The 15,756-nt window shown below is 72.4% G+C and carries 9 protein-coding genes; 3 read left to right on the top strand and 6 right to left on the bottom strand.

The window, feature by feature from the left end:
- The first annotated feature begins 176 nt into the window (after positions 1–176).
- Positions 177–500 (top strand): chorismate mutase, encoded by a 324-nt coding sequence (locus tag ACIOHC_RS22955; protein WP_351074499.1) that lies wholly within the window; start codon positions 177–179, stop codon positions 498–500.
- Positions 501–1,175: 675 nt separating this feature from the next.
- Positions 1,176–2,186 carry an LAETG motif-containing sortase-dependent surface protein gene (locus ACIOHC_RS22950; protein WP_401843767.1) on the top strand — a complete coding sequence of 337 codons (1,011 nt, stop codon included), beginning with the start codon at positions 1,176–1,178 and terminating at the stop codon, positions 2,184–2,186.
- An 84-nt stretch (positions 2,187–2,270) separates the two neighbouring features.
- On the opposite strand, the gene ACIOHC_RS22945 is transcribed toward ACIOHC_RS22950, so the two are convergent.
- The 5 genes from ACIOHC_RS22945 to ACIOHC_RS22925 all read right to left on the bottom strand — a co-directional run bounded on the left by ACIOHC_RS22945 (position 2,271) and on the right by ACIOHC_RS22925 (position 12,715).
- Complete coding sequence (locus ACIOHC_RS22945; RefSeq protein WP_401843765.1) at positions 2,271–4,100, bottom strand: GMC family oxidoreductase N-terminal domain-containing protein; 1,830 nt, start codon at positions 4,098–4,100, stop codon at positions 2,271–2,273.
- Between the two features lie 48 nt (positions 4,101–4,148).
- The gene (locus ACIOHC_RS22940; RefSeq protein ID WP_365690011.1) at positions 4,149–5,777 is read right to left on the bottom strand and encodes a succinic semialdehyde dehydrogenase; all 1,629 of its coding nucleotides are present in this window, start codon (positions 5,775–5,777) and stop codon (positions 4,149–4,151) included.
- Between the two features lie 141 nt (positions 5,778–5,918).
- Positions 5,919–7,586 carry a serine/threonine-protein kinase gene (locus ACIOHC_RS22935; protein ID WP_401843763.1) on the bottom strand — a complete coding sequence of 556 codons (1,668 nt, stop codon included), beginning with the start codon at positions 7,584–7,586 and terminating at the stop codon, positions 5,919–5,921.
- 131 nt (positions 7,587–7,717) lie between these two features.
- Positions 7,718–10,540 (bottom strand): protein kinase, encoded by a 2,823-nt coding sequence (locus tag ACIOHC_RS22930; RefSeq protein ID WP_351074507.1) that lies wholly within the window; start codon positions 10,538–10,540, stop codon positions 7,718–7,720.
- Between the two features lie 180 nt (positions 10,541–10,720).
- Entirely contained in the window at positions 10,721–12,715 is a 1,995-nt protein-coding gene (locus tag ACIOHC_RS22925; protein WP_351074508.1) for a protein kinase domain-containing protein, read from the bottom strand.
- Between the two features lie 120 nt (positions 12,716–12,835).
- Here ACIOHC_RS22925 and ACIOHC_RS22920 point away from each other — a divergent pair, with 120 nt between their 5' ends.
- The gene (locus ACIOHC_RS22920) at positions 12,836–13,915 is read left to right on the top strand and encodes a serine hydrolase domain-containing protein (protein ID WP_351074509.1); all 1,080 of its coding nucleotides are present in this window, start codon (positions 12,836–12,838) and stop codon (positions 13,913–13,915) included.
- Between the two features lie 42 nt (positions 13,916–13,957).
- Here ACIOHC_RS22920 and ACIOHC_RS22915 read toward each other — a convergent pair whose 3' ends face one another.
- A complete protein-coding gene (locus ACIOHC_RS22915) occupies positions 13,958–15,664 on the bottom strand; it encodes a glycerol-3-phosphate dehydrogenase/oxidase (protein ID WP_351074510.1) in 1,707 nt (568 codons plus the stop codon).
- Positions 15,665–15,756 lie beyond the last annotated feature (92 nt).

Below are 15,756 nucleotides of genomic sequence, written 5' to 3'. Positions count from 1 at the left end.
GTCAGCACACGACCTTCGTCTTTACCTATGGCATCCGGCCCGCCGGCTGCCATGGTCGTGCTGCTTGATCCACTGACAAGCAACGTTCCAGGCGCCCCGGGCCGAAAGGCCCGGGGCGTTCTGTCGTTCCGGACCGGTCGGTTTCGGGGGCCGCATCCCACGAGGAGTCCACCGTCATGACCAGCACCGCCCCCGCGAAGTCCGCCGCCGCCCCCGCGAAGACCGCCGCCGAGAAGACCGGCGCGCACACCGAGGAGGCCGCCGCGCTGATCGACGGCGCGAGGTCCCGCATCGACGCCCTCGACGACCGGATCATCGGGCTCGTCCAGGAGCGGATGGCCGTCTCGGCGGTCATCCAGGAGGCGCGGATCACCTCCGGCGGCCGACGGATCAATCTCTCCCGCGAGATGGAGATCCTCGGCCAGTACCGGGACGCGCTCGGGAAGCCCGGCACCTCCCTCGCCATGACGCTGCTGGAGCTCTGCCGCGGGCGGGCCTGAACGCCGCGCGGCCCGGGTGTGCGGGCGTATCCCAGTTCGGGCCGACTCTCACCCGTACGGCGCGTGACCGGGTCAGGCACGGCTTCGTTGGTCCCGGTGTCCGTGCCAGCCAGGGGCGGCTTTGGAAGGAACCACGCGTGGCTCCGCTGGAGCGCGTGGCGTACTGCAGGGTACGCCGTGGGACCGCGCCCCAGCGTGCGTGACCGGTCGGCAGGGGACAGCAGCCCGGTCACCCCAAGAACGGTCGGCTCCGGGGACGCCCGGAGCCGACCGTATCCGGGTGGAACGGCCTGCATGGGGACAGCCGTCCGGCTCGGCGCCGACGCCGCACCCCGGTACTGATTCACGCAGGGCCCCGGTGGACCGATTCCCGGTCCACCGGGGCCCTTGCTCATGCCGTCTCCCGCACCCCCCGCGCACCTCTCGCACCACGGGCCTCCCCCGTCCGGCCGCCTCTTGCGCCGTGCACGCCTGTGCGTGGAGCACCGCGGCCGGCCGACCCGCGGAGACAGACGTGAGCCGTGTCACATAAATGTTTTGTGAGTATCCGGACAACCATTGCGTCGGACCGCGGGTCAACCATGCGGAACCACCGGCCCCGCCTGTGAACCTCACGGCTGGCCCGTCCCGACATCCGTACCGCTCACAGCGGTACGCCGGACTCCTGAGGTCATCATGAAGCTTCGCCGCACACTGGCGCTCGCCGCCGCCATGGCCGTCATCGCACCGGCCGCGGTCCTGGCCGCCCCGGCCGCGTTCGCCGACACGACGGACGTGACCACAGTCGCCGAGAGCGCCACACCCACGCCGAGCGGCTCCGAGTCCCCGGAGACCGGCGCGGACCCGTCGGCCACCGAGTCCGCCACCACGCCCGCCGAGGAATCCGGCGGGACCGGTCCGAGCGAGGCGGCCGAGACCACCGAAAGCGCCTCTCCGGCCCCGGACCTGGTCGCCGACGCGTCCCCGAGCGCGTCCGTGTCCGCGTCCCCGTCGCAGTCCCCGTCCGAGTCCCAGGATCCCGAGCCGACGGAGTGCGCCAAGTCCGACCTGGACATCTCCATCAACGGTCTGCCCGGCAAGATCGCCCGGGGCAGCGGCTGGCACACGTTCAAGATGAACGTCTACAACGCGTCGAAGTCCACCGTGAAGGAGATCGACTACTTCGCGGGCGCCTCCTCCGACAAGAACGGCGACGACCTCTTCAAGTCCAGGCACGTCAGTCTCCAGGCCCTCGACACGGACACCGGCAAGTGGGAGGAGCTCAGCGAGGACGGCCGCGCCGTCGGCTACGTCGGCCAGTCCGACGAGATCCGCGCGGGCTACGAGGTCGACATCCCGCTGCGCATCGACGTGAAGGCGAGCGCGCCCGTCGGTGCCGGCTTCACCCTCGGTGCCGGTCTCTACGTGGGCGACAAGGACTGCGCGGGCGTCAGCGACGTCGCGTACAAGTTCAAGATCGTGAACTCCGGCGAAAGCGGCTCGAAGCCGCAGACCGGTGGCAGCGCTCCGGTGCCGTCCACCAAGCCGGCCGACAATCCGACGGGCAAGGTCTCCGGCAGCCTGGCGGAGACCGGTTCGTCCTCCGCGGTGCCGGTGTTCGCCGCCGCGGGCGGTGCGGCCGTGGTGCTCGGCGCGGGCGCGATGTTCATCGTGCGGCGCCGCAGGAACGGTGACGCGGCCGTGTAAGAGGCTTCGTCACCGTCGGTAGAGGGGCTGCACTCGGAGGGGGGTGCAGCCCCTTTCCGCTGTCCCGGCCCGCCGCCGTCGGCGCTACGGCCTCTTCTTCGGCGGGACGGCCGGCAGCCCGAGGAACGGCAGCCTCAGTGCGCCGAAGGCCTCCTTCGGCACCGCCGGCGTCTTCGGCTCCACGGCGGCCAGTCGTTCGTAGGCCTCGCCCTGTGCCGGGCGCGGGTCCGCCTCGCCCTTGTTGGGCCAGAAGGACATGGCGCGCTCGGCCTGAGCGGTGATGGTGAGCGACGGGTTGACGCCGAGGTTCGCGGAGACCGCCGAACCGTCCACCACCGAGATGCCGGGGTGTCCGTGGAGCCGGTGGTAGGGGTCGATGACCCCTTCCTCGGCGCTCGCGCCGATGGGGCAGCCGCCGAGGAAGTGCGCGGTGAGCGGAGTGCCCATCAGCTCACCGATGTTCGAACCGGCGAAGCCGTTGATCTCCTCGGCGAGCAGCGTGGCGCTGCGCGTCGCCTCCTCGATCTGTGTGGGGTTGGGCGCGCCGTGGCCCTGCCGGGCAGTGAGGAGGCCCTTTCCGGTGCCGCCGGATCTGCGGTACGTCGTCAGGGAGTTGTCCAGCGACTGCATGACGAGCCCGATGATGGTCCGCTCCGACCAGCGACGGTTGGAGAGCGAGCGCACGGCGAGCGTCGGGTGCTTGGCCATGTTTCCGAGCCAGCCCAGCACCCGGCGCCCGCCGTACGGCACCTGGAGGATGGACAGCGCGCCCATGGCGTTGGAGCCCTTGCCGTAGCGGACCGGCTCGATGTGGGTGTTCGCGTCGGGGTGGATCGAGGAGGTGATCGCGACGCCCCGGGTGAAGTCGGCCTTCGCGGTGCCGTGCTTCTTGCGGTAGCGCCGGTCGCTGGTCTGCGAGCCGACGAGCGCCTCGGAGTTGGTACGGGTCAGCTCGCCGAGCCGGGCCGAGAGCCGGGGCAGCAGACCACGGTCCTTCATGGTGTGCAGCAGGGTCTGCGTTCCGTACGTGCCCGCCGCGACCACCACCTGGCGGGCGCGCAGCCGGGTGGGCTTCGCCTTCCTGCGACGGTCGGTGGGGACGGTGGTGACGCGGTAGCCGCCCTCCGGATGGTCCGTGATCGCGACGACGGAGGTCATCGGGTGGATGACGGCTCCGGCCTTCTCGGCGAGGTGGAGGTAGTTCTCGTTGAGGGTGTTCTTCGCGCCGTGGCGGCAGCCCGTCATGCATTCGCCGCACTCGGTGCAGGCCTTGCGGGCGGGGCCCGCGCCGCCGAAGTACGGGTCGGCGACCGTGCCGCCGGGCTTCGCCCTCGCCGTGCCGTCGGCGTCCTCGCCGTCGCCGAAGAAGACGCCGACGGGAGCGGGATGGAAGGTGTCGCCGACGCCCATGGCCTGCGCGGCCGCCTTCAGATGGACGTCGGAGGGGGTCGTCGTCGGGTTGAGCCGGACCCCGAGCATCCGCGTGGCCTGGTCGTAGTACGGCTTCAGCTCGTCCTGCCAGTCGGTGATGGACGCCCACTGGCGGTCCTCGAAGAACGGCGCGGGGGGTACGTACAGCGTGTTGGCGTAGTTGAGCGAACCACCGCCGACCCCCGCACCGGCCAGCACCATCACCTTGCCGAGCAGATGCACGCGCTGGATGCCGTAGAGCCCGAGGGCCGGGGCCCACAGGTAGTTCCTGAGATCCCAGGAGTTCTTGGGGAGGGTTCCGGGGGTGAAGCGGCGGCCCGCCTCCAGCACCCCGACCCGGTAGCCCTTCTCGGTCAGCCGCAGGGCCGACACCGCACCGCCGAAACCCGAGCCGACGACCAGCACGTCGTAGTCGTACGCGGCGTCGTCGTCGGCCGGTTCGGGGGAGACCGACCGATTCCGGGCAGGGCTGTCCTGGGGCATGGCTCTCCTCGGCACGAAAAGGACAGAAGGTGCTGCGGTGCTACGGAGTCAGCGCAGGCGGAACGCCTTCATCGCCTTCAGGCTGCGGGTCATGAACGCCGCGTACTTCTCGTCGTCCATGCCGAAGACCGGGGCGAGCGGAATCAGCCGCTGCTGGGCGAGGGTCTGCGCCTCGGTGTACTTGAGGATGCCCTCGGAGCCGTGCCGTCGGCCGAGACCGGAGTCCTTCATGCCGCCCATCGGGGACTGCACGCTGCCGTACGCCGGGGCGTACCCCTCGTTGATGTTGACCGTGCCGGTCCGCAGCCGGGCGGCGACCCGGTGGCCCCGCTTGGAGTTCCTGGTCCAGACGCTCGAATTCAGCCCGTACGGGGTGGCGTTGGCGAGGGCGACGACCTCGTCGTCGTCGGTGAAGCGGTAGATGGAGACGACCGGGCCGAAGGTCTCCTCGTTGCAGACGGCCATCGGCGCCTCGACGCCGTCGAGGATGGTCGGCTCGTAGAAGAGCGGGCCGATGTCGGGGCGGGCGACGCCGCCCGCGACGAGCGTGGCGCCCTTCTCGACGGCCTCCGCGACGTGCCGGGTGACCGTCTCCAGCTGGCGCTCGCCGACCAGGGAGCCCATGTCGGCCCCGTAGGCGAGGGAGTTGCCGAGCCGCATGGCCTTCGTACGGGCGGCGAAGCGGGCCACGAAGTCGTCGGCGACCGACTCGTGGACGTACAGCCGCTCGATGGAGATGCAGAGCTGGCCCGCGGAGGAGAAGCAGGCGCGGACGGCGCCCGCGACGGCCTTCTCCACGTCGGCGTCCTCCAGGACCAGCATGGCGTTCTTGCCACCGAGCTCCAGCGAGACCCCGACGAGCCGGGCCGCCGCACCCTGCGCGACCTCGCGACCGGTGCGGGTGGAACCCGTGAACGAGACGTAGTCGGCGTGCTTGACGACCTCGGGGCCGATGACCGGCCCGTCACCGAGGACCACCTGGAACACCTCGGCGGGCAGTCCGGCCTCGATGAGCAGGTCCCGGGCCCACAGCGCGGTCAGCGCGGTCTCGGTGTCGGGCTTCATCACGACGGCGTTGCCGGAGACGAACGCGGGCAGCGCGTCACCGACGGAGAGCTCCAAGGGGTAGTTCCACGGCGCGATCTGGCCGACCACACCGCGCGGCTGACGCAGCTCGGTGACCTTCGTGAGCGTCGGCACGACTCCGGTGTGCCGCTTGGGCTTCAGGTACGAGGCGGCCGCGCGCCCGTAGTGGCGGGCCACGACGGCGACGGCCTGCACCTCCTCGTGGGCGTGCAGCCGGGCCTTGCCGGTCTCCAGCTGGATGAGGTCGAGCACCTCGGCCTGGCGACCGAGCACGAGGTCGTGGAAACGGAGCAGGACGGCCGCCCTGGCACGGACGGGGGTCGCGGCCCAGGCTGCCTGGGCGGCACGGGCCCGCTCGAAGGCCGTCGCCACGTCCTCGGGCGTGGACTCGGGCAGGTCGGCCAGCTTCTCCCCGGTGAAGGGGGTGTGGTTGGCCGTGCGGCCGGAGCCGACGACGCCACGGGTCAGCTGGGCGATCACCTCGGGCGTCACCACGTCGGCGGCGGTGCGCACACCCGCGGGGGCGGCGGCCACGGGGTTGGTGCCGACCGGGGCGGAGGAGGTGGACGTGGAGGCCTGCGAGTCCGTCATGAGGGCGAGAGTACGGCCAGCCGCACACTTTGGGTACCCGTGAGTAACGGGTTTTCACACTCCCCACAAACAAGCCAGTGATCACTGGCAACAAAGCCCCTGATCAGGACCCCTGTGGTCGTCGGCACGATCCGGCGGGGCTCATTCGGCGCTGTCCGGCGCCTGCCATCCACGCAGTATCGTGTCGAACTGTTCCCGCGTGGTGTCCCAGTCCGCCGCCGGACCCGTCATGTACATCGCATACTCCGGGCCGCCGTCCTCCCCGAAGTACATCTGGTCGATCGCGTGACGCGGGCCCGGATGGTTCTTGGTCTCGGTCCAGGTGAACTCCCAGAGCGAGCCCGCCCGGTCGCGGTACGTGTTGGAGTGCAGCGTCTTGCGCTCGTACCCGGGAAGCCGCTCGGCCAGCTGCTTCTCCAGGTTCAGCATGTGCATGTACGAGTTCTCGAAGTCGGGCGACGGGTCGATGCTGATCCGGATGTAGTGCACGCCGTTGTCCGGGGTGTAGTCGATCTGATTGCCGTCCGCCCGGCGCACCCAGCCGTCGGGCACGATCAGGCTGAAGCCTTCGGGGTCGTCCACCCGCTTCCAGCCGTCGGGGACGCCCTTCTTCGAGGTGCGGGGCTTGGGCGCACGCGAAGTGCCGGGCTCGGAGGGGGTGACGGCCGCATGGGTAGCCGTGACGCCGTTTGCGGCGGGGCTCTCCGCACGGTCCCGGTACTTCATCGCGGCGAGCCCCGCACCGCCGCCCACCAGCGCGGCGGCGGCGATGACCAGGACCGCCGTACGCCACCGGCCGCGGCTGCGCCGGGTCACCGGGGACGGCACCGGGTCGGCGGTGGAACCGGCCGCCGGACCGGACAGCTGGGCCGTGCCCGCCGCACCCGCCCCGGACGCGGCGTCCGTGTCCAGCGTGCGCAGCACTTCGTCGGGGACGCGCTGCGTCGGTACGTACGCCTGCGCGGCCCGCGGTTCGCGGCCCTCCATGGCCTCCAGCAGCATCCGTTCCGCCTCCGCCGCCGACGGCCGGTCGTCGGGCTCCTTGCGGAGCAGCGCGGTGATCACGGGGGCGAGCGGGCCGGCCTTCCGGGCCGGCGGCGGTTCCTCGGTGACGACGGCCTGCATGGTGGAGATCGGGGACGTACGGCGGAACGGCGAGCGTCCCTCGACCGCGGTGTAGAGCGTGGCGCCGAGGGACCACAGGTCGGACGCCGGGCCGGGATCGCCGCCGCGCACCCGTTCGGGCGCCAGATAGTCGATGGAGCCGACCAGTTCACCGGTCCTGGTGATGGTCGAGTCGCCCTCTATCGCCGCGATCCCGAAGTCGGTGAGCAGCACCTGGCCGTCCCTGGCCAGAAGGACGTTGCCGGGCTTCACGTCCCGGTGCAGGACCCCCGCGGCGTGTGCCGCGCGCAGGGCGCCCAGCACATGGAGGCCGATCCTGGCGGCCTCGCGCGGCTCGATCTCGCCGGACTCCTTGGCCTCGTCGGCGAGCGACGGACCGTCGACGTACTGCATGACGATCCAGGGCCGGTTGTCGTACTCGATCACGTCGTGGACCGTGACCACACCCGGGTGCGTGATCCGGGCCGCCGCGCGGGCCTCCTTCTGCGTGCGTGCGTGCAGCACGATCCGGTCGGCCTCGGCGACGTACAGCCCGGCGGTCAGCTCCTTGACCGCGACCGTGCGGTGCAGCACCTCGTCGTGGGCCCGCCAGACCTTGCCCATGCCGCCGCGCCCGAGAACTTCACCGAGCCGGTACCTTCCGGCCAGCACCAGTCCCGCGTCCGTGCCCTGTGATCGATCCACGTATCCCCGCCCCGTTCCTTCGGAGGCCAGATTACGGAGGAGGACCGGGGCCACGGAACCTCGCCTCCCCCACGAGACCGCACTGTGATGCTTGTCGCTCCGGCGTCGTCCGGCCGTGGCGCCGGGGCGTTTCAGTGCGTCACACGGTAGGAGGCGATGGCCTGTTCGTAGATGTCCGAAACCTTGTCGCGCCGGTTCTCCGGGCCGATGACCTGGAGAATGTGGTAGCGGCCGCCGACGATCATCGCGAGGTTACGGGCGTACACCTCACGCCCGGAGGCGTCCTGCCAGGTGAACTGGCCCTCGGCCATGGCCTGTCGGCCGACGTCGATCCGGCGCAGCCCGCTCGACCCCGACCAGCTGGAGTCACGGAAGGGCTGCAACTCCAGTTCCTTGTCGGCCTGGTAGACGAGGGGGTCGTCACCGTTGGCCTTGACGGTGTCGCGTCCGGGGACGATGAGCAGGCTGAAGCCGTCGCTGCCGTAACGGATCTGACGGTCCGCGTTGGCGGGGCTGCGCTGCCAGCTCTTGGGCACCGCGATCTCGAACCCCTCCGGGTCCTTGCGCAGGGCGTAGCCCGGAGCGAGCGCGACGGCGGAGCGGCTGGTCTGCGGCTGCTGGGCGCCGGGGGGCTGCGTGGACGACTGCCCGCCGGTCCCGCCGTCGCCCGGCTCCGGTGAGCCGGACGCCGACGACGCGGGGCCCGTGGAGCGGGCGCCGGAGTGGCTGTCCGCCTTGGGCATGAACAGCATGGCGTACGCGATGGCCGCGACCAGGGCCAGCAGGATCAGCACGAGCAGCAGCCGCCCCAGCCGCCGCGGCGCCCGTCCCTCGCCCTGCCGGGGGCCGGGCGGCGGGGTGCGCAGCGCCTTGGGGCCCTTGGGCTCGCGCGGCGCTCTGGGCGCTCTCTCCGGTCCGGGCCTGTCGCGCCGGTCGGTCTTCTCCTTGGTGTGGCGGTGGCGGCCGTGGGCCGAGCCCTGGCCGAAGCGACCGCGGCGCCTGCGGACCAGCTCGCCCCGGCGGCGCACGATGGGAAGCCGGGTGCCGTCGACGGACGGCAGCGGTACGACGTCCAGACCGGCCTCGGGCTCGGGCGCCGACCGCACGAGGGAACGCAGCCAGCCGCTCAGCTCCTCGAAGTCCGGCCGCTCGGTGGGGTCCTGGCGCAGCAGCGACTCGACGACGGGGCGCAGCGGACCGCACTCCTCGGCGAAGGCGGGCGGCTCGCCGCACACCATCTGGACCAGTTCCGCCGCGTTCTCCTCGGGGTACGGGGCGTGGCCCTGGACGGCGCGGTAGAGGAGCGCGCCCAGTGCCCAGAGGTCGGTGGCGGGGCCGATCGGCGGCGCCAGCTGCCAGTTCTCGTGAACGGGGCCCGCCTGCTCGGGCGCCCAGCGCTCGGTGACCGCGCCGACGAGGGCGATCCGGGTCTGCCGGGCCCGCTCGGCGGCAAGGGTGGTGGCGGGGCCGCGATAGGCGGGCCCCGGACTCCCGCCCGCGACGACGTCGTCCCAGTGGCCCGGCTGCTGCCGCTGTGGGGCCGGGTGCGCCGGCAGCGCCGGAGAGCTGCCGTGGCGCCGGGCGTCGGCGCGCAGGGCGTCCTCGCCCGAGCCTCCGGCGGGGACGGGACGCCCGGAGCCGGGGCCGTCGCTCCAGGTGCCGGTGAGATGCAGCCGCCGGCCGGGCGCCCGGCCGTCGTCCCCGTAGCCGTCGTCGTCCTCGTCGTCGTACGGGTCTTCCTCGTACGGGTCGTCCCCGTGCGGAGCCTTGGTGTACGGGTCCTCGGCGTACGGGTCCTCATCGGCCGGGTCCTCATCGGCCCGGTTCCAGGAGCCCGTCGGCTGCGGGCGGCTGTCCGGGGCGGACGGTCCCGTGTCCTTCGGCCGCGCGGTGCGCTGCACCGGGAGGCTGCCGGTGTCCTCCGCCTCGCCCGCCCCGGCCCGGCGCGGGTCCTCGCCGACCCGGGCCGCGGCGCGGGCGCCCGCGCGGTAGGCGGCGATGGCTCCGGCGCGCTCGGCCCGCGACCGCGCGGCGCCCTCCGTTCCGGGGGCGGGCGCGGGCAGAGCGGGACTCACCGGCCGCCGCACGGCCTCCAGTTCGCCCGGCCCACTGCCTTGCGCACCGCCGTGGGGGTCGTCGCCGGACCGGTCCCCGGGGTACGCGTCATCGGCGTGCGCCTCGTCGTCGCCGTACGGGTCGCCGGGGGTGCGGCCGGTCCCGATCGCCGCCGGGCCGCGCGAGGACGGCACCTCGGCCGGAGGGACGGGCGGGGGCGACGGGGCCGGCGGAGGCGGTGCGTACGGCCCGGCCGGGCCCGTCCCGACCGCCGGGCGGCCGAAGGCGATCTCGTCCCCGTCGTCGGGCTGCGGCGTCGGCACGTACCCGCAGAGCGCCTCCTCCGCCGCACCGGTCGCCAGGCCGGTCAGCACGACGCGGCCGTCGTCGCAGACCAGCACCGTGCGGACGGTGATGTTCCGGTGGGTCCAGCCATGGGCGTGCAGCACCCGCAGCGCCGTCAGCACGTCGGAGCCGATCTCGGCGGCCCGGAAGGGGTCGAGGGGACGCTCCGCGAGCAGGGCGGCGAGCGGGCGGGCCATGACGAATTCGCTCACGATCCAGAGCGAGCCGGCCTCGGCGAACACGTCGAAGACCTGGTCGAGCCGGGGATGGTCGGGGACCTGGGCCGCCGCCTGCGCGGCCTCGATGGCGCGCCGGACCGCCGGGTCCGTGGACCGTCGCACCGCGTGCCCCGTGACCCGCCGGGCCGTCGGCACCGGGCCGTCGGCGTCGAGCACCTCGGCGTCCACCACCTCGGGCAACGGCACCTGCCGGATCAGGACTTCCTGTCCGCTGTAGGTGTCGAACGCCCGGGTCTCGACCAGTTCGTACTCATCGGACGGGGGCAGCGGAAGGCGGTAGCGGTCGGCAAGCACCCGACCCGCGTAGTCGTCCACGACGCCTCCCCAGAGCGCGCTGTCCCCCGGTCACCGAACCCGCACGAATCCGTCAAATGCGCTCACTCACCGTGCAATTGACCCGCCGTTCCGGCTGTGTACGGTCTTCAGGTCTCACGATACGTGGCAAGTGCCGGACGCGCGCCGGGGTAGGTGCATCCCGGCCCTTTTCACCACCGATCAGTCGATGGGCTCGAACGTGTCGAACGCGGTCCTGCGCAGCGTCCGGCACTCCTTGCCGTCCCACTCGCTCGACCTGCAGCTGATCATGATCGCGTAGCCGTGGGAGCCGTCGACCTTGAAGCCCCTGTTCAGCACCCGGACCCGCTGCCCCTGCTGGGTGCGCTCGAACTGCCAGTCGGCGACGGTCGGGTAGCCGTTGTACTGGACCTTCTTCACGCCGAGGTGGCGGTAGCCGTTGCTGGTGGATTCGACACCGCCCTTCGCGGCGTTCCAGGCCGCGGCGGCGTCGCCGCCGGGCGAATCTGTGTAGTCGACCTGGACGCGCGGGAAGCCCCCGTCGGCATTGAAGATGCCGCCGGAGTTCTGCCCCGACGTGCGGTCGAGCCGGAAGTCCTCGGGCATCGCGATGGTGAAGTGGAACTGCTTGTTCGTGATGGTTCCGTATCCGGCGGGCAGCGCGTCGCCCTTGGCGCCCGGGGCGTCCTTGGAACCGTCCGACCCCTTGCCCGAATCGTCGCCCTTGCCCTGGTCCTGATCCTTGCCCTGGCTCTGATCGCCGCCCTGGTCCTGGGCCTTGCCGCTGCCGCTGCCGCTGTCCGTTTCCGTGGCGCCGCCCTTCGGCGAGGCCCCGGCCGAGGTGGACTGGTCGTCCTTGCCACCGGCGCCGCTCGGGTTGTCCTTGTCGCCTCCGTCGAGCGTGAGCGCGAGGACCGTGCCGATCACGGCGAGCACGATCACGGCCGCGATGATCGCCAGAGTGCGACGCGGCACCACGTCCGTGAGGGACGCGCGGGGCGGGGCGGCGGGCGACGTGGCCTGGCGCGGCGGCGGTACGGCGGCGGAGACCGCGGCCGGCTTCGCCGGGGTCGAGGGCCGGGCAGGCTTCGAAGAGCCCGTCGAGGGGGCGGCCGACGGGGGCGTCGAGGGCGGGGGCGGCGTCGTGGCCGGGGCCGCGCCGCCGGCCGGCGCCGCCTTCGCGCTGCGCACGGAGCGCAGCGCACCGCGCAGCCGGTCCCGTGCGCCCTCGCCCTGCTCACCGGAGTTCGGGGCCGTCTTGGCGCCGGACCCGGAGGCCTGTCCGGGCAGCGTCATGATCTGGGTGGCGTCGGCGGGCGCGGGCACCACCGGGTCCGGCTTCTCGGGAGCGTGGATCACACCGTCGAGCAGGGCACGCGCGCCCGCGTCGTCGAGCCGCTGATCGGGGTCCTTGGCGAGCAGGCCGTAGATGACCTCCTCCAGCGGACCGGCGTTCTTCGGCGGATCGAGCGGTTCGGTCATCACGGCGGTCAGGGTGGCGATGGCCGACCCCTTGTCGTAGGGCGGGGAGCCTTCGACGCTGGCGTAGAGCAGTCCGCCGAGCGACCACAGGTCGGCGGGCGGTCCCGGCTTGTGCCCCCGGGCGCGCTCCGGCGAGATGTACGACGGTGCGCCGACGAGCATGCCCGTCGAGGTGACCGACGGATCGCCCTCGACCTGGGCGATGCCGAAGTCGGTCAGCACGACCCGGCCGTCCTCGGCGATCAGTACGTTGGACGGTTTCACGTCGCGGTGCAGGATGCCCTCGCGGTGCGCCGAGCGCAGCACGTCGAGGATGGCGAGGCCGACCTCGGCGGCGCGCCCGGGTGTCAGCACCCCGTCCTCGCGGATGGCCTCGGCGAGGGACTTGCCCTCGATGAGTTCCATCACGATCCACGGCCGGTCGTCCTCGTCGACCACGTCGAAGACCGTCACGGCGCCGTTGTTGCGGATCCGGGCGATCGCCTTCGCCTCGCGCAGCGTGCGCGTGATGAGACGGCGCTTCTCGTCCTCGTCGATGGCCGAGGGGAACCGCAGTTCCTTCACCGCGACCGTGCGGCCCAGCGTCTCGTCGACGGCACGCCAGACCGTGCCCATACCGCCCCGGCCGAGCACCTCCCCGAGCCGGTATCGCCCCGCAAGGAGACGTCCGTCCTTGTCCCGTTGGGGCTCCCGTGCCTGCTCCGCCTCCGACATGCGTCCCCTCTGCGATCAACCCGCCCTGGCAGAGCGTTCATTGTCCCTCACCCCTGGACCGGTCATGGTGCCGGGTCCGCGGGCCCGTCATGATGTGGCCGGAGAAAGGGATTCCCTGCCATGCCGATACTCAGGGCGCTGCTCGCCGCCCCGTTGCTGCTGGCGCTGTTCGGCCTCGGAACAGCGACCCTGCCCAGCGAACCACATCTCACGCCCGCAGCCTCCTACCTTCCCCGGCTCGTCGCCGTGGGGGGCGCCCCCACGGCGGCGCTGCTGGCCGACCGCGCCTCCACCGCACCGTACGGCACCTACCGCTCGACGGGCCCCGGTATCCGCAGGGCGGACCGGTTCCGGGCCGGCAGCATCACCAAGACCTTCGTCGCCACCGTCGTGCTCCAACTCGTCCGGGAGGGACGGCTCCGGCTGTCGGATCCCGTCGAGCGTCTGCTGCCGGGGCTGATCCACGGCAACGGCAACGACGGCCGCCGGATCAGTCTGCGCGCCCTGCTCAGCCACACCAGCGGCCTCTACGACTACACCGCCGACGCCTCCGCCCACCCCGTCTCCGCCGCCGCGACGGTCCGTCTCGCCCTCACCCACCGGCCGACGAACGCGCCGGGCCGCTACGCCTACTCCAACACCAATTACGTCGTGCTCGGACTCGTCGTCCGGCGCGTCACCGGACACGACTACGCCACCGAGATCCGCCGCCGCATCATCACCCCCCTCCGCCTCACCGGGACTTCCCTCCCCGGCGCCCGCACCGCGCTGCCCGCACCGCACGGCCGCGGCTTCACCCGGGACCCGGCCGACGGCAGCCTCCACGACGTCACCGGTCTCGACCCGCGCACGGCGGGCGCGGCCGGGGAGCTGGTCTCCACGCTCACCGACCTGAACCGCTTCTACGCGGCCCTGCTGGGCGGACGCCTCCTCGCGCCCGCCCAGCTGGCGGCGCTGCTGAACACCGGCGCCACGCACGGCGTCTACGGCCTGGGCGTCTATCCGCAGAAGCTCTCCTGCGGCACCACCGTCTGGGGGCACAACGGCCGCATAGCGGGCAGTTACGTCCGTACCGCCACCACGCGCGACGGCCGGCACACCCTCACATTCCGCGTCGACACGGACACCCTGAACGACGCGGAGACACTCGAACCGGCACTGCTCGAAGCGGAGTTCTGCGGTCGCGCTCCCCGCGCCTGAGCCCCGGCCCCCACGAGTCCGGCGGGGCCCGGACGGGTGGTCCTACAGCGGCACGATGTCCGGAGCCCCGAGCCGCGCCGCGTCCGCCGTGAGGTCGTCCGGCTGGCGCTGCGACTCCCGCTCCGCCTGCACCCGCTTCTCGTAGTGCTCGACCTCCCGGTCCATCTGTCCGTCGTCCCAGCCCAGCACGGGCGCCATCAGCTTGGCGCAGAGCCGGGCACTGAGCGTGCCCCGGTCGAAGGTCTCGATGGAGATCCGGGTCCGGCGGGTCAGCACGTCGTCGAGGTGGCGGGCCCCCTCGTGCGAGGCGGCGTAGACGATCTCGGCCTTCAGATAGTCGTCCGCCGACGGCAGCGGCTCGCCCAGCGCCGGATCGCCGACGATCAGATCGAGGAGCTCCTCGGTCATGGAGCCGTAACGGTTGAGCAGATGCTCCACCCGGGCGACATGGAGCCCCGTCCGGGCCGCGATCCTCGCGCGGGCGTTCCACAGCGCCCGGTACCCCTCCGCCCCCAGCAGCGGAATGTCCTCGGTGACGCACTCCGCCACGCGCTGGTCGAGACCGTGCACCGCCTCGTCCACGGCGTCCTTCGCCATCACCCGGTACGTCGTGTACTTGCCGCCCGCCACGACCACGAGGCCCGGCAGCGGATGTGCCACCGTGTGCTCGCGCGAGAGCTTGCTGGTCGCATCCGACTCGCCGGCCAGCAGCGGCCTCAGGCCGGCGTAGACGCCCTGGACGTCGTCCCTGGTCAACGGCGTGGCCAGGACCGAGTTGACGTGTTCGAGCAGATAGTCGATATCGGCACTGGACGCCGCCGGATGCGCCTTGTCCAGGTCCCAGTCGGTGTCCGTCGTCCCGACGATCCAGTGCCGTCCCCACGGGATGACGAAGAGGACGGACTTCTCGGTGCGCAGGATCAGACCGGTCGAGGAGTGGATGCGATCCTTCGGGACGACGAGGTGGATGCCCTTGGACGCCCGGACGTGGAACAGTCCGCGCTCCCCGATCAGCGCCTGGGTGTCATCCGTCCAGACCCCGGTCGCGTTGACCACCTGTTTGGCCCTGACCTCGTACTCCCCGCCCGCCTCGACGTCCTCCACCCGGGCACCGACGACCCGCTCCCCCTCCCGGAGGAAGCCGATGACCCGCGCCCGGTTCGCCACATGCGCGCCGTAACCGGCGGCGGTGCGCACCAGGGTCGCCACGTAGCGGGCGTCGTCCATCTGCGCGTCGTAGTACTGCAACGCCCCGACCAGGGCGTCCTTCCGAAGCGCCGGGGCGACCCGCAGGGCGCGGCGGCGGGAGAGATGCCGGTGGACGGGCAGGCCGCGGCTGTGCCCCGACGACACCGACATCGCGTCGTAGAGCGCCACACCGGAGCCGGCGTAGAGCCGCTCCCAGCCCTTGTGCTGCAGCGGATAGAGGAACGGCACGGGCTTCACCAGGTGCGGGGCCAACCGCTCCAGGAGCAGCCCGCGCTCCTTCAGGGCCTCCCGGACGAGTGCGAAGTCGAGCATCTCCAGATACCGCAGCCCGCCGTGGATCAGCTTGCTCGATCTGCTCGATGTGCCCGAGGCCCAGTCGCGCGCCTCGACCAGACCGGTCGAGAGCCCTCTCGTCGCCGCGTCCAGCGCCGTACCGGCGCCGACCACGCCCGCCCCCACGACCAGCACGTCCAGTTCGCGCTCGGCCATCGCGGCGAGCGCCTCGGCGCGCTCCGCGGGTCCCAGTGTCGCTGTCCTCACCGCTGCCTCCCGGGGTAGATCGGGGTGGTCCGGCACGGGACGCGACCCGACCGAGCGGTCGGACGCCCCGCGCCCACCTCTCGATTCTGTCC

Origin of the sequence: Streptomyces sp. NPDC088252 (assembly GCF_044740965.1) — a bacterium.
Classification (GTDB): Bacteria; Actinomycetota; Actinomycetes; order Streptomycetales; family Streptomycetaceae; genus Streptomyces.
The sequence above is the reverse complement of the archived record's forward strand: the minus strand, read 5'-3'. Positions and strand labels throughout refer to the sequence as shown.